The following is an 18,223-nucleotide window of genomic DNA, read 5'->3' as shown; positions in this document are numbered from 1 at the left end:
TCGGCGAGAGCCGCGCATGGAGATGAAATGATCGCCCTGACGCTCGCTGAGATCGCCGCCGCAGTCGGCGGTGAACTGCGCGTGGCCGGAGAGGACACGACCGAGACCGTCGTCGACGGGATCGTCGACACCGACTCCCGCACGATGACTCCCGGCTCGGTCTTCGTCGCGAAGCCCGGCGCGGAGACCGACGGCCACCGGTTCGTGGGTGCGGCTGTCGCAGCAGGGGCCGCCGTGGCGATCGTCGAGCACACCGTCGACGTCCCCGTCAGCCAGGTCGTCGTGCCGGACGCCGTCGTGGCCCTCGGCGCCCTCGCGCGCGAGGTGGTCGCTCGCGTCCGTGCCGAGGGGAGCCTCCGCATCGTCGGCATCACCGGGTCGAACGGCAAGACGACGACCAAGAACTTCCTCGCGCGCATCCTGGAGGACGAGGGCGAGACCGTCGCTCCCGTCAAGTCGTTCAACAATGAGGTCGGCGCTCCCGTCACCATGCTCCGCGTGACGAAGAGCACCCGTTTCCTCGTGAGCGAGTTCGGTGCGGCCGCGCCGGGGAGCATCGCGCACCTCGCGGGCCTGGTGGAGCCGGATCTCGCCGTGGTCCTCATGGTCGGCATGGCTCATGCCGGAGGGTTCGGCGGGATCGAGGCGACGGCCAAGGCGAAGTCGGAGCTCGTCTCGGCAGCCCGCGTGCCCGGCACGGCCGTGCTCAACATCGACGATCCCCGAGTGGCCGCGATGAAGGATCTCGCGCTCTCGCGCGGCCTGGACGTCATCGGCTTCGGGCAGAGTGACGCCGCCGACGTGCGCGCGGTCGACATCGAGGTATCGGCCTCGGGCACGTCCTGCGTCATCGAGGTCGGCGGGGAGCGGCTCCCGTTGCGACTTCGCGTGCTCGGTGCACATCACATCACCAATGCCCTGGCGGCGATCGCCTCCGCCCTCGTCCTCGGCATCGCCCCGGCAGACGCCGTCGCGCGTCTGGAGACGGTGGAGATCGCCGAACGATGGCGTATGCAACCGCTCGGCAGCGATCGCGTCCGCATCATCAACGACGCCTACAACGCCAGCCCGGACTCGATGGCTGCGGCGCTGCGCACCCTCGCCCAGATCACCGGTCCCGACGAGCGGACGGTCGCCGTGCTCGGGGCCATGAGTGAACTCGGCGAGAGCGCGGGGGAGGAGCACGATCGGATCGGTCTGCTCGCCGTGCGTCTGAACATCCAGCGAATCGTCGTCGTCGGACCGGAGGCCAGGCGGCTCTATCTCGCCGCCGTCGGCGAAGGCTCCTGGGACAGTGAGGCCGTGCACCTTCCCGACCAGGACGCGGCGTACGAGTACCTCCGCACCGAGCTCCGCGACGGCGATCGCGTGCTCGTGAAGTCATCCAATTCCGTGGGCCTCCGGCATCTCGGCGATCGTCTGGGAGAATTGTTCTCGTGAGGTCTCTCATCATGTCGGCGGCGATCTCGCTCGCCTTCACCCTGTTCCTGACCCCCGTCTTCCTCCGGCTCTTCCGGAAGTGGGGCTGGGGACAGGTCATCCGTACCCCGGAGTCGGTCCACAACCCGAGCCATGAGGCGAAGCGGGGGACCCCCACGATGGGCGGCGTCATCTTCATCCTCGGCTCGATCGTGGGCTACTTTACGGGCGTCCTCGTCAGCGGCGAGGTTCCCGCCCTCTCGGCGCTTCTGGTGATCTGGCTGATGGTCGGCTTCGGTGCCGTGGGCTTCATCGACGACTACATGAAGGTGCGCAGCCAGCGGAGCCTCGGGCTGTCGGGCTGGCGCAAGGTCATCGGCCAGCTCATCGTGATCGTGCCCTTCGGCATCGTCGCGCTCAACTTCCCCAACAAGTGGGGGCAGACGCCTGCGAGCTCCGCGATCTCCCTCTTCCGCGACATCACCTGGCTCAACCTGTTCGCCTTCGGTGTCGTGCTCGGCTGGATCCTCTATCTGGTGTGGATCTCGGTCATCGGCGTCGCCACGTCGAACAGCGTCAACCTGACGGACGGTCTGGACGGCCTCGCCGCCGGTGCCGGCGTCATCGTCGTCGGTGCGTACAGCGTGATCGCGTTCTGGCAGTTCAAGCAGCCCTGCATCGGCGGAGACCCCGATGCGCTCGGCGGATGCTATGAGGTACGCGATCCCTTCAACCTCGCCATCATCGCGGCTTCGGTCGCGGCGAGCCTCATCGGGTTCCTCTGGTGGAACGCCCCCAAGGCGAAGGTCTTCATGGGTGACGTCGGCTCGATGGCCATCGGTGGCGTGATCACCGCCATGGCGATCCTCACCCGCACCGAACTCCTCCTCCTCGTGATCGCCGGGGTGTTCGTGCTGTCGTCCGGTTCGGTCATCCTGCAGCGGGGCTACTTCAAACTCACCCGAGGCAAGCGCCTCTTCCTGATGAGCCCGTTCCATCACCACCTCGAGATGCGCGGCTGGTCCGAGGTCACGATCGTCGTCCGCATGTGGATCATCGCCGGTCTGCTCGCCGTGTCGGCCGTCGGCCTGTTCTACGTCGAATGGCTCACCCGTGTCGACTGAGCGCCTCGCCGGACTCACCAGTTGGAACGCCGACTGGCGGGGTCTCCGGGTCGCGGTTCTCGGGCTGTCCATGACCGGCTTCTCCGTGGCCGATACGCTCACCGAGCTCGGCGCGGACGTGCTGGTGCTCAGCGAATCCGCGGAGGAGGAGTACGAGCGGCTGCTTCCGGTGATCGGTGCACGCCTCGAGCTCGGCCCACTCGCCGAAGTCCCCGCCGTGCTGGTGGATTTCGCGCCGGAGGTCGTCATCGCTTCGCCGGGGTTCCCGCCCTCGCACCCGCTCATCCGGTGGGCACAGGAGTCGGACGTGACGATCTGGGGCGACGTGGAGCTCGCGTGGCGCGTCCGCGACAAGGTCGTCCGTGCCGACGGTTCGCCGGCCGACTGGGTGCTGATCACCGGGACGAATGGCAAGACGACCACGACTCAGCTGACCGCGTCACTCCTCGTGGCGGGGGGCCTGCGTGCGGCACCGTGCGGCAACATCGGCGTGCCGGTGCTCGATGCCGTGCGCGACCCGGCGGGCTTCGACGTGCTGGTGGTCGAGCTCTCGAGCCATCAGCTCTGGTACCTCGGACAGTCCCGCCCCGAGGGTGAGCTGTTCCCGTACTCCGCCGTCTGCCTCAACCTCGCCGACGATCACCTGGTCTGGCACGGCAGTGCACAGGCGTACCGCGATGCGAAGGCCGTGGTCTATCGGAACACCCGTGTCGCCTGCGTCTACAACAAGGCGGATGAGGCCACCCGCCACATGGTGGAGGAGGCGGAGGTCGTCGAGGGGGCCCGCGCCATCGGCTTCGATCTCGGGATCCCAGGTCCGAGCGACCTCGGCATCGTGGAGGGGCTCCTGGTCGACAGGGCCTTCCTGGACGACCGTGCACGCAGCGCCCTCGAGCTCACGACCGTCGCCGCTCTCGATGAGGCGGGCCTCGCGGCTCCGCACATCGTGCAGAACATCCTCGCAGCGAGTGCGTTGGCGCGCTCCCTCGGTGTGGAGCCGGAGGCGATCCACGCAGCGCTCCAGTCCTTCCGCCTCGACGCCCACCGTATCCAGGTGGTCGCGCGACACCGGGGGATCACCTGGGTCGACGATTCCAAGGCGACGAATCCGCACGCGGCAGCGTCGTCGCTGCGTGCTTACCCGGGGGCCGTGTGGATCGTCGGGGGCGACCTCAAGGGCGTGGACATCGCCGAGCTCGTCGCCGAGGTCGGCACCACGGCTCGTGCGGCCGTCGTGATCGGCGTCGAACGTGCCTCCGTCGTCGCGGCATTCCGGCGACACGCGCCGACGGTGCCGGTGTTCGAGGTGGATGCTGGCGAGACTGGTCAGGTCATGAACCGTGTCGTGGAGATCGCGTCGGGGATCGTCGACGGCGAGGGCACAGTCCTGCTGGCCCCGGCTGCGGCGTCTTTCGATCAGTTCTCCGGCTATGCGGATCGCGGGCATCGCTTCGCCGAGGCGGTGCAGGACTGGATCGACCGGGGGAGCGCCGATGACACAGGTGTCCCGCCCTCCGCGCTCTGAGTCCGGCGGGCTCGCAGCCCGAGTCTCCCTCGGGCGCCGGTTCACTCCGGTGTCGACGGAGTTCCTCCTCATCGCGTCGACCGCCCTGCTGCTGACGCTGTTCGGTCTGGTCATGGTGCTGTCCGCCACGAGCGCCTCCGCGGTCGCGAGCGGCAAGGACCCGATGGGCGGCGTGCTGCGTCAGGGGGTGTTCGCCCTCCTGGGTGTGCCGCTGATGTTCCTCGTCAGTCGGATGCCGGTCGCGTTCCTGAAGAAGATGGCGTGGCCCGCACTGTTCGGCGCGGTCGCTCTGCAACTGCTCGTGTTCACGCCGCTGGGTATCGAGGACGGCGGAAACCGGAACTGGATCCAGATCGCCGGGTTCACGCTGCAGCCCTCCGAGTTCCTCAAGCTCGCCCTGGCCCTCTGGATCGCGGCGGTGCTGCTGCGCAAACAGGCGATGCTCGGCACCTGGCATCACGTCTTCATTCCCGTGATCCCGGTCGGTGCGCTCGCGATCGGTACCGTGCTCGCCGGAAAGGACCTCGGCACCGCGATGGTGCTGGTCCTCATCCTCCTGGGGTGTCTGTTCTTCTCCGGGGTCAAGCTCCGGTTGTTCATCCTGCCCGTGATTCTCGGCGTCATCGCGGTGCTCGCCTACGCGCTGTCCAGCCAGGACCGCATGCGCCGCATCGTCGCCACGTGCGACGACATGGCGCTGTACGAGGGCGACTGCTATCAGTCGATCCACGGCATCTGGGGCATGGCATCCGGGGGGATCTTCGGACTCGGGCTCGGCAACTCCCAGGAGAAGTACGGATGGCTGCCTGCAGCGGGCAACGACTTCATCTTCGCCATCGTCGGAGAAGAGCTCGGGCTGATCGGCTGCATCGTCGTCCTGGCCCTGTTCACGTTCTTCACGGTCGGTGCGTTCCACATCATCCGGAAGACGCCGGATGCCTTCATCCGCGTCGCGGCCGGGGGAATCACGGTGTGGATCGTCGGTCAGGCCGTCCTGAACATCGGCGTCGTCATCGGTATCTTCCCCGTGATGGGCGTCCCTCTCCCGTTCATGTCGCAGGGAGGCACAGCACTGCTCGCCGTGCTGATCGCCTGCGGCGTGCTGCTCGCGTTCGCACGCACGATTCCCGTGACCGAGAAGCAGTCAGCGGAGCGGGGTAGGGTCGCCAGGTGACCTCGTATCTCCTCGCCGGCGGTGGCACCGCCGGCCATGTGAATCCCCTGCTCGCCGTCGCGGATGCGCTTCGTGAGCGCGTCCCCGACGACTCGGTCCTCGTGCTCGGCACGGCGGAGGGGCTCGAATCGCGACTCGTGCCCGAGCGAGGCTATGAACTACTGATCGTGGACAAGGTTCCGTTCCCGCGCCGCCCGAACCGCCAGGCGGCCGCCTTCCCCGGGAAGTTCCGTCGGGCGATCGCCCAAGTGCGCGAGCACATCCGTCGGCACGACATCGACGTCGTCGTCGGGTTCGGCGGGTATGCGTCGGCGCCGGCGTACGTCGCCGCTCGTCGCGAGGGTGTTCCGTTCGTGGTGCACGAGGCCAATGCCAAGCCCGGACTGGCCAACGTGCTCGGTGCCCGCCGGGCGGCGGCCGTGGGCGTCGCGTTCGAGGGTACGCCTCTCCGTGGCAGCGAAGTGGTCGGGATGCCCCTGCGCCGCGAGGTGATCGCGCTCGATCGTTCGGCGGCGCGCGCGGAGGCCGCGGAGCACTTCGGGCTCGATGCCCAGCGTCCCGTGCTGCTCGTCTTCGGTGGTTCGCTCGGTGCACAGCGCCTCAACGAGGCTCTGGCGGATTCCTGGCAGGACATCCTCGCAGCGGGCTGGCAGCTGCTGCATGTGACCGGCGAACGCAGCGATCTGGCGGATCCCGGAGTCGACGGCTACGCGTTGCGTCGGTACGTGGATCGCATGGACCTGGCCTTCGCGCTCGCAGACCTGATCGTGTCGCGGTCCGGCTCGGCGACGGTGAGCGAGATCAGCGCGTTGGGGATCCCCGCACTCTACGTGCCCTATTCGGTGGGCAACGGTGAGCAGCGACTGAACGCGGCCTCTGCAGTGGCGGCCGGTGCTGCCGAGCTCCTGGACGACGCCACCTTCGACGGCGACGCGGTACGCCGGATCGTCGTGCCCCTCTTGGGGGACCAGGCGCGGATCGGCCGGATGGCGGCCGCCGCCGCGACGGCAGGAACCCGCAACGGCACGGAGAACGTGATCACCCTGATCGACCGCGCGCTGCATGCGGCCTGACGCGGTCGACACCACCGAACGAAAAGTAGACTGAAGCGGACATGATCAGACCCGACCTCTCCCTCCCTCTTCCCGAGACGATCACCTCCGCGCACTTCATCGGCATCGGCGGTTCCGGCATGAGCGGGCTCGCGAAGATGTTCCTCGACGCGGGCATCCGCGTCTCCGGAAGCGACCGCGCCGACAGTGACAACCTGCGGGCGTTGGCCGCGGCGGGAGCCACGGTCCATGTCGGTCACGATGCCGCGTACCTGGGCGACGCCGACACGGTCGTGCACACCGGCGCGATCTGGCCCGAGAACCCCGAGTTCGTCACCGCGAAGGCGCGTGGCCTGCACGTGATCCACCGTTCCCAGGCGCTGCACTGGCTGATCGGGTCCCGTCGCCTGGTGTCGGTCGCCGGCGCGCACGGCAAGACGACCTCGACGGGCATGATCGTCACCGCACTGCGGGAGCTCGGGGCCGACCCCCATTTCGTCAACGGCGGTGTGATCGAGCAGCTCGGAACGTCGAGCGCCACCGGATCGGGCGACCTGTTCGTCGTCGAAGCAGACGAATCGGACGGCACCTTCCTGCTCTACGACACCGCGGTCGCTCTCATCACGAATGTGGATCCCGATCATCTGGACCACTACGGTTCGGACGAGGCCTTCCACGACGCGTTCGTCCGGTTCGCGGATGCCGCCTCGGAGGCCGTCGTGATCTCGAGCGACGATGCCGGGGCGCTCCGAGTCGGCGCCGGGATCACCCACCCGAACGTTCTCACGTTCGGTCAAGCGGCGGATGCGGATGTGCGCGTCACCGACTTCGTGACCGTCGGAGGCGTCGCAGCGACCATCACCCACGGTGGCGAGCAGGTGCGGATGCAGCTCGCCGTCCCCGGTGTGCACAACGCCATCAACGCGGCCGGCGTCGTCACGGTGCTGCGCGCCCTCGGGTATCCGCTCGTCGACGCGGTCCGCGCCGTCGAAGGTTTCGCGGGAACGGTTCGCCGCCTCGAACAGCACGGGGTCGCGCGCGGCGTGACCGTGTACGACGACTACTCGCACCATCCGACCGAGGTCAGGGCGGCACTGGAGGCGATGCGCAGCATCGCGGGCACGGGGCGGGTCATCGCGATCCAGCAACCGCACACCTACTCCCGCACGCAGCACATGTACCAGGAGTTCGCCGACGTTCTCGAGGAGTTCGCCGACCACACGGTGATGCTGGACGTCTACGGGGCTCGTGAGGATCCGGTCCCCGGAGTCACCGGCGAACTGGTGAGCAACGCGTTCCGCGACCCGTCGCACGTGCACTTCGTGGCGGATTGGCAACAGGCTGCCGACTACACGGCTACCGTGGCGCGCGACGGAGACTTCGTCGTGACACTCGGCTGCGGCAACGTGTATCAGATCATCCCGCAGGTCTTGGAGTCCCTCCGCCGGACCGACGAGGCATAGCCGATGCGTCGGCCCGCACCGCTTCCGTCCACCCCGGAGAGTTCGGGGGAGGAGGGCGCCGCGACGCAGGCGACGCGGCGTCCGAGTCGGCCCGGCGCCGCGGCGGAGGAGAAGCCCGCTGCCGCGGCGGAGGAGAAGCCCGCTGTCGCCGAGGAGCGCGCACCGGCGGAGGAAGCGACGGTCGATGCGCCGCAACCGACCTCGACGAGGGATGTCTGGCGCGCGGCGCGCGCGCGGCGCAAGGCTCTCCGCGCAGAGATCCGCCGGTTCACCCAACGCTCTCGGCGACGACGGATCATCTGGTGGAGCAGCCTCGCCGCCGTGGTCGTCGTGATCGGAGGGAGCATCGCGGCCGCGTACAGCCCGCTGTTCGCCGTCGAGAAGATCACGGTCGTCGGGGCGACCAGCCTCGATCCCTCCGCGGTCGAGGCGGCGCTCAGCGATCAGCTCGGCACGCCGCTGGCTCTGGTCGATTCCAGTGAGGTGAAGGCCGCGCTGCTGGCGTTCCCTCTCATCGAGACGTATGCGCTGGAGGCGCGGCCTCCGCATGACCTGACGGTGCGCATCGTCGAACGCACCCCGGTCGGCGTGATCCGCTCGAACGCCGGATTCACGCTCGTGGACGCGGCGGGGGTGGCGCTTTCGACCACGCCCGATCAGCCCGCAGGGCAGCCTCTGATCGAGATCGACAGCGGGGTCGATTCCGCCGCGTTCCGCAGCGCGGGGCTCGTGGTGAGGTCCTTGCCCGCCGATGTCCGATCACAGTTGGCGGGGGTCGCGGCGACCACCCAGGACGACGTGACCCTGACGCTGAGCAGTGGGCTGACAGTGGTCTGGGGGAGCGCGGAGGACTCGGGTCTCAAGGCGCTGACCCTCTCAGCGGCGATGGGCGCCCATCCCGGGGCACGGTCGATCGACGTCACGTCGCCCGAAGTCGCCGTCGTCGGCTGACCTCTTTCGTGGGGAATGGCGCGACACGCCCAAGTGGTTGCGTGCGCGCGGCCAGGCGGCGCTTACCTTCGATCAAGAGAACGCAATACCGGGAAATACTTTACACCTCTAGTTGAGGTTTAAGGTTCATCCTTTTCAGGCTCGAATAATCGGAGGCCGGCCATGAGCCAGAACCAGAACTACCTCGCCGTGATCAAGGTCGTCGGCGTCGGCGGTGGCGGCGTCAACGCCGTCAACCGCATGATCGATCTCGGTCTCCGCGGAGTCGAGTTCATCGCCGTCAACACCGACGCCCAGGCGCTGCTCATGAGCGATGCCGACGTCAAGCTCGACGTCGGTCGGGAACTCACGCGTGGTCTCGGCGCCGGAGCAGACCCCGAGGTGGGGCGCCGTGCCGCGGAGGACCACGCCGAGGAGATCGAGCAGGCCCTGACCGGTGCGGACATGGTCTTCGTGACCGCCGGCGAGGGAGGCGGCACCGGAACCGGTGGTGCTCCCGTGGTGGCCCGCATCGCGAAGTCCATCGGCGCGCTGACCATCGGTGTCGTCACCAAGCCGTTCTCGTTCGAAGGTCGCCGTCGCCAGAGCCAGGCAGAGGCGGGCGTCGCGAAGCTCAAGGAAGAGGTCGACACCCTCATCGTGGTGCCGAACGACCGTCTGCTCGAGATCAGCGACCGTGGGATCTCCATGATCGAGGCCTTCGCCACCGCGGACCAGGTGCTCCTCGCCGGTGTCCAGGGCATCACCGACCTGATCACGACCCCGGGCCTGATCAACCTCGACTTCGCCGACGTCAAGTCGGTCATGCAGGGCGCAGGTTCCGCCCTCATGGGCATCGGCTCCGCCCGCGGTGCCGATCGCGCGATCAAGGCCGCCGAGCTCGCGGTCGAATCGCCGCTGCTCGAGGCCTCCATCGAGGGTGCGCACGGCGTGCTGCTCTCGATCCAGGGAGGTTCGAACCTCGGCATCTTCGAGATCCACGACGCGGCTGACCTCGTCAAGGAAGCGGCACACCCCGAGGCGAACATCATCTTCGGTACCGTCATCGACGACACTCTCGGCGACGAGGTGCGCGTGACCGTCATCGCGGCCGGATTCGACGGTGGTGAGCCTTCGCTCCGACTGGACCCGATGGTCGTCTCCCGGCCCTCGGCGGCGACTCTCCCCGAGGTCTCCCTCGAGGAGGAGCCGCAGGCGAAGAGCGACGCGGCACCGGCAGAGCCGGTGCAGCAGCGAGTGCCGACCACCAGCATCGAGCCGGCTTTCGCAGACGACGACATCGACATCCCCGAATTCCTGAAGTGACCACTGCGGCCGACGGGCAGGGGCGGTCGGACCTGGCGGCGCGGCTGACGGCGATCGACGAACGCATCGCCGTCGCCGCGCGCACCGCGGGGCGGGATCCGGCGGAGCTCACCCGCATCGTCGTGACGAAGTTCCATCCGGCGTCTCTGGTCCGTGAACTGCACGCGCTCGGCGTGCACGACGTGGGAGAGAACCGGCAACAGGAACTGTCGGCGAAGCAGGCGGAACTCGCAGCCCTCGACCTGACCTGGCACTTCATCGGCCAGGGGCAGACGAACAAGGCCGCGGCCATCCGGCGCAGCGCCGACGTCGTGCATTCCGTCGACCGGGGCCGATTCGCCGACGCGCTGGACCGCGCGGCCCAGGACGATGGCCTCCTCGACGTGCTCGTACAGGTCAACCTCACCGACGATCCTGGTCGAGGGGGAGTGGCACCCGCTGACGCCGTCGCACTCGCCGAGCACGTGCTGGCGCTGCCATCGCTCCGTCTGCGGGGCGTCATGGCGGTCGCGCCACTGGATGAGGAACCCGGCGCCGCATTCGCCCGCTTGCGTGCCGTCGCTGAGGGCGTCCGCGCCGTTCAGCCCTCCGCATCGTGGATCTCCGCCGGGATGACCGGCGACTTCGTGGAGGCGATCGACGCCGGCGCGACACACCTGCGGATCGGCTCCGCAATCACCGGCCCCCGGCCCGACCGGGGTTAACCTGTGAAAAGACCAGCCCCAAACGTTCGAACCGGAGGACACGATGGGTAACCCGCTGAAGAAGACCATGGTGTATCTCGGCCTCGCCGACGAGGAAGAGGTCTACGAGGAGGAGACGCAGGCTCCTGCGCGCGCTCACCGCGAGCGCGACCGCGAGCGCGAAGAGCCGGCTCCGGCTCCCGTCACGCCCCTCCGTCGTCCCGTCGCCGTCCGCCAGCCCTCTGCAGGAGCCGTGAACGAGATCCTCACCGTCCACCCCAAGCAGTACCGCGACGCTCAGCTGATCGCGGAGAGCTTCCGCGAGGGCGTCCCGGTCATCATCAACCTCTCCCAGATGAGCGATGCCGACGCGCGCCGTCTCATCGACTTCGCGAGCGGACTCTCCCTCGGCCTGTACGGCCGCATCGAGCGGGTCACCTCGAAGGTGTTCCTGCTCTCGCCGGAGAACATCGCCGTTTCGGGCCACGGGGGCATCGCGCACGCAGACGCTGAGTCTGCGGGCTTCGACCAGTCGTAGCTCGTGGAGTTGGTCTCCGTCGCAGCGAGCATCGTTCATCTGGTGCTGCTGCTCTACATCTTCGTGCTCTTCGCGCGCCTCATCCTGGACTACATCCCCCTCTTCAATCGGGAGTGGCGTCCCAAGGGGTTCGGTCTGGTCGCCGCTGAGGCTGTCTACACGGTCACGGATCCGCCCATCCGGTTCTTCCGGCGGCTCATCCCGCCACTGCGGATCGGTTCCCTGTCGCTCGATTTCGGGTTCACGCTCACCCTGTTGATCGTGCTGGTCCTGATGAACATCGTGCGGCTGTTCATCCGCTGAACTCCCGGCGATCCGCCCGGATCCGCCACGTGGACTTCGTGTTCTCTGGGTGTCGTGACATCGCGGCGCTGAGGCGCGGGGGCTATGCTGGCACCCAGGTGCGCGCCCCGGGTTCGCGCCACATCACGACCACGCCATACATCGATACTGGCATTCGTACTCATCGAAAGAGGAGCCACTCATGGCACTTACCCCGGATGACGTCGTCACCAAGCAGTTCCAGCACGTCCGCTTCAAGGACGGCTTCGACCCGGATGAGGTCGACGACTTCCTCGACGAGATCGTCATCGAGTGGCGCAAGGCTCTCGAAGAGAACGTCGAGCTGAAAGCCAAGCTGGCCGCCTACGAGTCCGGCGAGGCCGCCGCTCCGGCCGCGGCACCTGCGGCGCCCGAGACTCCGGCTCCCGTGGCCGAGGTTCCCGCAGAGCCTGCTCCGACCGGCTCCGCGACCGCGACCGCCGGCATCATCGAGCTCGCACAGCGTCTGCACGACGAGCACGTCGCCGAGGGTGAGGCGAAGCGCAACGCGCTCATCGCCGAGGCCGAGACCGAGGTCGCCCGGATCCGCACCGAGGCCGAGGCCAAGCAGCGCGAGGAGTCGGCACGCCTGGAGCGCGAGCGCAACACGCTCGAGGCTCGCATCACCGAACTCCGCAACTTCGAGCGCGACTACCGCTCGCAGCTGCGCGGATACATCGAAGGCCAGCTCCGCGAGCTCGACGAGAAGTCGGCGTCCACGGACTCCACGCCCGTCTCCGCGATCGGTCTGTAAGGCGCCCTCTTGTCAGGACGTCGTCCCCTTCGTCGGTCGGCGGCCGGTGCGATCGTTGCGATCCTCGCAGCGCTCGTACTGGCCGCCGATCAGTTTGTGAAGTACCTCACGATCGAGAACCTGCCGCTGCAGGTACCGGTCCCGGTTCTCGGTGAGTTCCTTCAGCTGTACTACGTCCGCAACCCCGGCGCGGCATTCTCGCTCGGCTCCGAGGTCACCTGGATCTTCACGATCGCCCTCGCGGTCGTCGCGTCGATCATCATCTGGAAGGCGTTCGGGCTCAAGTCCCGGCTGTGGGCCGTGGTTCTCGGCTGCCTGCTCGGCGGCGTGCTCGGCAACCTCACCGATCGACTGTTCCGGGAGCCCGGGTTCCCGGTGGGACATGTCGTCGACATGATCTCGATGCCGTGGATGATGCCGGCCATCTTCAACGTCGCGGACATCTTCATCGTCACCGGCATGATCTCGGTGGCCCTGCTCGTGGTCTTCGGCCTGCGCTTCGACGGTACGCGCGAGCGCGATCACGCGGTGGTCGAGACCGAGGAAGAGGCGGAAGCTGCGGCGATCGCCGCCGAGGGGGCGACAGAGACGGACGCGGACGAGGTGGACGCGGGCGACGATGACGCACCTTCGGAGGATGCGGCTCCCGCATCGGAAGGCCGCTGACGTGGAGTCCCGATCTCTGCCGGTTCCTGACGGCTTGGACGGCACGCGGGTGGATGCCGCGCTCGCGAAGCTGATGGGTTTCTCCCGCACCTTCGCTGCGGATGTCGCCGCGGCCGGCGGAGTCCGTCTGGACGGCGTGACGCTCGACAAGTCTGACCGCTTGCGCGGTGGTGGCTGGCTCGAAGTCGAATGGGCGCCGAAGGAGGCGCCGCGAGTCATTCCGATCGCGGTTCCCGAGCTCGGGGTCGTGTACGACGACGACGACATCATCGTGGTCGACAAGCCCACGGGCGTGGCCGCGCATCCGTCCGTCGGGTGGGAGGGCCCCACCGTCGTCGGCGCACTCGAGGCCGCCGGATTCCGCGTCGCGACGAGCGGTGCCGCCGAGCGTCAGGGGATCGTGCACCGGCTGGACGTCGGCACGAGCGGCCTCATGGTCGTGGCGAAGTCTGAGCAGGCGTACACGACGCTGAAGCAGGCGTTCAAGGACCGTACGGTCGAGAAGATCTATCACGCGGTCGTGCAGGGGCATCCTGATCCGCTGGCGGGAACGATCGACGCGCCCATCGGGCGCCATCCGAACCACTCCTGGAAGTTCGCCGTCGTTCCCGACGGGAAGCCCTCGGTGACCCACTACGAGACGCTCGAAGCTTTTCCGGGCGCTTCGCTCCTCGAGATCCATCTCGAGACGGGGCGCACGCATCAGATCCGCGTGCACATGGCTGCTCATCGGCATCCGTGCGTCGGCGATCCGCTGTACGGCGCCGACCCCACGATGTCAGCCCGGCTCGGGCTCACACGTCAGTGGCTGCACGCACATCAGCTCGCGTTCGCGCACCCGGCGACGGGGGACTGGGTGCAGTTCGAGTCGCCCTATCCGGCAGACTTCCGCCACGCGTTGGACGTCCTGCGCGGCGAATAGTCGGCGCTGCGCCGGCCCGATGTCGGTGTCGTGCGCGACACTGAGCGCATGAGCATCGAGGTTCGTCCTGCAACCGTGTTCGACGACGTCGCAACCCTCGTCGGGCCGAAGAAGCCGACGTCGAACGTGTGCTTCTGCCTGAGCTATCGCATCGGCAACAAGGAGAACCTTGCGCTGAAGGGTCCGGCCCGCGCCGACCGGGTGCGTGAGCTGTGCCACGAGGACCCTCCCCCCGGCGTGATCGCCTATCTCGACGACGAGCCTGTCGGCTGGGCGGCACTGCATCCGCGACGCGACACGAGCTTCGCCCGCAATCGGCTCATCCCGCGGATCGATGACCTCGACGTCTGGTCGCTGTGGTGTCTCCGGGTACGCCCCGGGTACCGGAAGCAGGGCATCTCCCATGCGCTGATCGACGGTGCTGTCGCATATGCGACGGAGCGCGGCGCGCCCGCCATCGAGGGGTATCCGGTAGACAACGGGGGCGAGAAGGTGAATCTGACGATGGCGTACGTCGGCACGCGAGCGCTCTTCGAGAGTGCAGGATTCGTGAAGGCCGCGGATACGGGTTCCGTACTCGACGGGTTCCCGCGGGTGCTGATGAGGCTCGACCTGGGGACGCCACAGAGATCGTCGAAGAAAGCGTGACCACAGACAGAGCGAGGCTGACGTCTCAATTCCTACATGACTTTCGGAGTTAGGCGTCGTCGATTCACTGCCGTGAGGGAACCTCGACGCAGCCCCCCGCCGACCTCCGGTGTCGGGGCTCCGCCGTAGACTCGAAGGCATGGCATCCGACTCCTTCGTCCACCTGCACGTGCACAGCGAGTACTCCATGCTGGACGGTGCGGCGAAGATCAATGCGATGACCCAGGCAGCCGCCGAATACGGGATGCCGGCCATCGCAGTGACCGATCACGGCAACACTTTCGCGGCATTCGAGTTCTACAACGCGGCGCGGAACGCGGGCATCAAGCCCATCATCGGGCTCGAGGCATACATGACCCCGGGCACGCACCGCAGCGACAAGACGCGCGTGCAGTGGGGCTCACCCGACCAGAAGAGCGACGACGTCTCCGGTTCGGGCGCGTACACCCACATGACGATGTGGAGCCAGAGCACCGCGGGCATGCACAACCTCTTCCGGATCAGCTCCCGGTCGAGCATGGAGGGTTACTACTTCAAGCCCCGCATGGACCGCGAGCTGCTCCAGACCTACGGCAAGGGCATCATCGCGACCACAGGATGCCCCTCCGGCGAGATCCAGACGCGGCTGCGGCTGGGGCAGTACGACGCGGCACGCGCGGCGGCTGCAGAGTTCCAGGACATCTTCGGCAAGGAGAACTACTTCGCCGAGATCATGGACCACGGTCTCTCCATCGAGCGACGGGTGATGACCGACCTGCTCCGCCTCGCGAAAGACCTCAACATCCCGCTCGTCGCGACCAACGACTCGCACTACACGCACCAGCACGAGGCCGACGCTCACGAGGCTCTGCTGTGCGTGCAGTCGGGCTCCACCATGGACGATCCGAACCGCTTCAAGTTCGACGGCGACGGCTACTACATCAAGACCGCCGCCGAGATGCGGCAGCTGTTCCGCGATCACCCCGAGGCCTGCGACAACACACTCCTGATCGCCGAGCGCTGCGAGGTCGAGTTCGACACCTCGGCGAACTACATGCCGCGCTTTCCGGTCCCAGACGGTGAGACCGAGGACAGCTGGCTCATCAAGGAGGTCGAGGCCGGCCTGCACTACCGGTACCCCGGTGGCATCCCCGACAAGGTGCGCAAGCAGGCCGAGTACGAGACCGGCATCATCCTGCAGATGGGTTTCCCCGGCTACTTCCTCGTCGTCGCAGACTTCATCAACTGGGCCAAGGACAACGGCATCCGTGTCGGTCCCGGCCGTGGTTCGGGTGCCGGGTCGATGGTCGCCTACGCGATGCGGATCACCGACCTCGACCCGCTCGAGCACGGTCTGATCTTCGAGCGCTTCCTCAACCCCGACCGTGTCTCGATGCCCGACTTCGACGTCGACTTCGATGATCGTCGCCGCGGCGAGGTCATCGAATACGTCACCGAGAAGTACGGATCCGAGCGCGTCGCCCAGATCGTCACCTACGGCACGATCAAGTCGAAGCAGGCGCTGAAGGACGCCGGGCGCGTTCTCGGGTTCCCCTTCAGCATGGGGGAGCGCCTCACGAAGGCGATGCCGCCGCCCGTGATGGGCAAGGACATGCCCCTGGACGGCATGTTCGACTCGGCGCACCCCCGGTACAAGGAAGCGAGCGAGTTCCGCACGCTGATCGAGACCGACCCGGAGGCCAAGACCGTCTTCGACCGCGCTCTCGGTCTCGAAGGGCTGAAGCGTCAGTGGGGCGTCCACGCCGCCGGCGTGATCATGTCGTCCGATCCGCTGCTCGACATCATCCCGATCATGAGGCGCGAGCAGGACGGCCAGATCGTCACGCAGTTCGACTACCCGTCGTGTGAGTCGCTCGGGCTGATCAAGATGGACTTCCTCGGGCTGCGCAACCTCACGATCATCTCCGATGCGCTCGACAACATCCGGACGAACCGGGGCGAAGAACTCGACCTCGAGCACCTCGGTCTCGACGACCCGGGTGTGTATCAGCTGCTCGCGCGCGGAGACACCCTGGGCGTCTTCCAACTCGACAGTCCGCCGCTGCGCTCGCTGATGCGCCTGATGAAGCCGGACAACTTCGGTGACATCTCGGCCCTCATCGCCCTGTATCGCCCGGGTCCGATGGGCGCGAACTCGCACACCAACTACGCACTGCGCAAGAACGGGGTGCAGGAGATCACCCCCATCCATCCCGAGCTCGAAGCGCCGCTCGCGGAGATCCTGGAGGAGTCGTACGGGCTCATCATCTACCAGGAGCAGGTCATGGCCATCGCTCAGGCCGTCGCCGGCTTCAGCCTCGGACAAGCAGACATCCTCCGTCGCGCGATGGGCAAGAAGAAGAAGTCGGAGCTCGACAAGCAGTACGAGGGCTTCGCGGGCGGGATGAAGGAGCGCGGCTTCGGCGAGGACGCGATCAAGGCGCTGTGGGACATCCTGCTGCCCTTCTCCGACTACGCCTTCAACAAGGCCCACTCCGCGGCGTACGGACTCGTGTCGTACTGGACCGCATACCTCAAGGCGCACTATCCCGCCGAGTACATGGCGGCGTTGCTCACCAGCGTGGGCGACTCCAAGGACAAGATGGCCCTGTACCTGAACGAGTGCCGTCGCATGGGGATCAAAGTCCTTCCGCCCGACGTCTCGGACTCGATCAACTTCTTCGCGGCCGTCGGAGACGACATCCGCTTCGGCCTCGGCGCTGTGCGCAACGTCGGCAGCAACGTCGTCGAAGGGATCGTGCAGGCGCGCAAGGGGGAGCGGTTCACCTCGTTCCACCACTTCCTCGACACCGTGCCGCTGCATGTCTCGAACAAGCGCACCGTGGAGTCCCTGATCAAGGCCGGCGCCTTCGACTCGATGGGCGACACCCGCCGAGCGCTCATGGAAGTGCACGAAGACGCGGTCGAGGCAGCCGTCGACCGCAAGCGCAACGAGGCACAGGGCGCGATCGGGTTCGACTTCGACAGTCTCTACGACGGCATGGAAGAGGCCGCTCCGGCCAAGGTGCCGGCCCGCCCCGAGTGGGTCAAGAAGGACAAGCTCGCCTTCGAGCGGGAGATGCTCGGCCTGTACGTCTCCGATCACCCGCTGGCCGGGCTCGAGGTGCCGCTCGCGAAGCATGCGTCGATCTCGATCCATGACCTCAACAACTCCGAAGACCTGCAGGACGGCGATCAGGTGACTGTGGCGGGCCTCGTGACCAGTGTGCAGCACCGCGTGGCCAAGGCGAGCGGTAATCCGTACGGCATGATCACGGTCGAGGACTTCAACGGCGAGGTCACCGTGATGTTCATGGGCAAGACGTACACCGAGTTCCAGCACACCTTGCAACAGGACGCGATCCTCGCCGTGCGCGGGCGCGTGTCCCGTCGTGATGACGGCCTCAACCTGCACGCGCAGTCCGCGTTCGCGCCCGACATCGGCTCGTTCGACGCCGCAGGGCCACTGTCGTTGGTCTTGGCGGAGCAACGTGCCACCGAGCGGGTGATGGGTGAGCTCGCCGAGGTCCTGCGTCGGCACAACGGCGACACGGAGGTGCTGCTCCGCGTGCACCGCGGCGGCACTGCGAAGGTCTTCGAGGTGCCCATGCCGGTGAAGGTCTCGGCAGACCTCTTCGGTGACCTCAAGTCCCTTCTCGGACCCACCTGTCTGGGGTGAGCGGGTAGGATCATGAGCCG

Annotated in this window: 16 protein-coding genes; all 16 read left to right on the top strand. The window is 67.4% G+C overall.

Annotated elements, in window-relative coordinates:
• Nucleotides 1-27 precede the first annotated feature (27 nt).
• On the top strand, nucleotides 28-1,440 hold the full coding sequence (murF, locus tag E0W80_RS03375) for a UDP-N-acetylmuramoyl-tripeptide--D-alanyl-D-alanine ligase (protein ID WP_131491287.1): 1,413 nt from the start codon (nucleotides 28-30) through the stop codon (nucleotides 1,438-1,440).
• A complete protein-coding gene (mraY, locus tag E0W80_RS03370) occupies nucleotides 1,437-2,543 on the top strand; it encodes a phospho-N-acetylmuramoyl-pentapeptide-transferase (protein WP_047522001.1) in 1,107 nt (368 codons plus the stop codon). Before murF ends, mraY begins: the two co-directional genes overlap by 4 nt.
• Entirely contained in the window at nucleotides 2,533-4,068 is a 1,536-nt protein-coding gene (gene murD, locus E0W80_RS03365; protein ID WP_131491286.1) for a UDP-N-acetylmuramoyl-L-alanine--D-glutamate ligase, read from the top strand. Before mraY ends, murD begins: the two co-directional genes overlap by 11 nt.
• Nucleotides 4,037-5,242 (top strand): putative lipid II flippase FtsW, encoded by a 1,206-nt coding sequence (ftsW, locus tag E0W80_RS03360; RefSeq protein WP_047522004.1) that lies wholly within the window; start codon nucleotides 4,037-4,039, stop codon nucleotides 5,240-5,242. The genes murD and ftsW overlap by 32 nt, the downstream gene beginning before the upstream one ends.
• Nucleotides 5,239-6,315 carry a UDP-N-acetylglucosamine--N-acetylmuramyl-(pentapeptide) pyrophosphoryl-undecaprenol N-acetylglucosamine transferase gene (locus E0W80_RS03355; RefSeq protein WP_131491285.1) on the top strand — a complete coding sequence of 359 codons (1,077 nt, stop codon included), beginning with the start codon at nucleotides 5,239-5,241 and terminating at the stop codon, nucleotides 6,313-6,315. The genes ftsW and E0W80_RS03355 overlap by 4 nt, the downstream gene beginning before the upstream one ends.
• A gap of 41 nt (nucleotides 6,316-6,356) precedes the next feature.
• Nucleotides 6,357-7,757 carry a UDP-N-acetylmuramate--L-alanine ligase gene (gene murC, locus E0W80_RS03350; protein ID WP_131491284.1) on the top strand — a complete coding sequence of 467 codons (1,401 nt, stop codon included), beginning with the start codon at nucleotides 6,357-6,359 and terminating at the stop codon, nucleotides 7,755-7,757.
• Nucleotides 7,758-7,760: 3 nt separating this feature from the next.
• Nucleotides 7,761-8,708 carry an FtsQ-type POTRA domain-containing protein gene (locus E0W80_RS03345; RefSeq protein ID WP_131491283.1) on the top strand — a complete coding sequence of 316 codons (948 nt, stop codon included), beginning with the start codon at nucleotides 7,761-7,763 and terminating at the stop codon, nucleotides 8,706-8,708.
• 162 nt (nucleotides 8,709-8,870) lie between these two features.
• Complete coding sequence (gene ftsZ, locus E0W80_RS03340; RefSeq protein ID WP_131491282.1) at nucleotides 8,871-10,013, top strand: cell division protein FtsZ; 1,143 nt, start codon at nucleotides 8,871-8,873, stop codon at nucleotides 10,011-10,013.
• Nucleotides 10,010-10,717 carry a YggS family pyridoxal phosphate-dependent enzyme gene (locus tag E0W80_RS03335; RefSeq protein WP_131491281.1) on the top strand — a complete coding sequence of 236 codons (708 nt, stop codon included), beginning with the start codon at nucleotides 10,010-10,012 and terminating at the stop codon, nucleotides 10,715-10,717. The genes ftsZ and E0W80_RS03335 overlap by 4 nt, the downstream gene beginning before the upstream one ends.
• Nucleotides 10,718-10,760: 43 nt before the next feature.
• On the top strand, nucleotides 10,761-11,234 hold the full coding sequence (gene sepF, locus E0W80_RS03330; protein WP_131491280.1) for a cell division protein SepF: 474 nt from the start codon (nucleotides 10,761-10,763) through the stop codon (nucleotides 11,232-11,234).
• 3 nt (nucleotides 11,235-11,237) lie between these two features.
• On the top strand, nucleotides 11,238-11,537 hold the full coding sequence (locus tag E0W80_RS03325; protein ID WP_047524064.1) for a YggT family protein: 300 nt from the start codon (nucleotides 11,238-11,240) through the stop codon (nucleotides 11,535-11,537).
• Between the two features lie 181 nt (nucleotides 11,538-11,718).
• Complete coding sequence (locus E0W80_RS03320; RefSeq protein ID WP_131491279.1) at nucleotides 11,719-12,309, top strand: DivIVA domain-containing protein; 591 nt, start codon at nucleotides 11,719-11,721, stop codon at nucleotides 12,307-12,309.
• 9 nt (nucleotides 12,310-12,318) lie between these two features.
• Nucleotides 12,319-12,975 carry a signal peptidase II gene (gene lspA / locus E0W80_RS03315; protein WP_240740446.1) on the top strand — a complete coding sequence of 219 codons (657 nt, stop codon included), beginning with the start codon at nucleotides 12,319-12,321 and terminating at the stop codon, nucleotides 12,973-12,975.
• A gap of 1 nt (nucleotide 12,976) precedes the next feature.
• Nucleotides 12,977-13,897, top strand: coding sequence for an RluA family pseudouridine synthase (locus E0W80_RS03310; RefSeq protein WP_131491278.1), 921 nt, complete (start codon nucleotides 12,977-12,979; stop codon nucleotides 13,895-13,897).
• 48 nt (nucleotides 13,898-13,945) lie between these two features.
• Nucleotides 13,946-14,545, top strand: coding sequence for a GNAT family N-acetyltransferase (locus E0W80_RS03305; protein ID WP_131491277.1), 600 nt, complete (start codon nucleotides 13,946-13,948; stop codon nucleotides 14,543-14,545).
• A gap of 139 nt (nucleotides 14,546-14,684) precedes the next feature.
• Entirely contained in the window at nucleotides 14,685-18,203 is a 3,519-nt protein-coding gene (dnaE, locus tag E0W80_RS03300) for a DNA polymerase III subunit alpha (RefSeq protein WP_047524062.1), read from the top strand.
• Nucleotides 18,204-18,223 lie beyond the last annotated feature (20 nt).

The sequence above is a fragment of the Microbacterium sp. PI-1 genome (assembly GCF_004337555.1).
Lineage (GTDB): Bacteria > Actinomycetota > Actinomycetes > Actinomycetales > Microbacteriaceae > Microbacterium > Microbacterium aurugineum.
The sequence above is the reverse complement of the archived record's forward strand: the minus strand, read 5'-3'. Positions and strand labels throughout refer to the sequence as shown.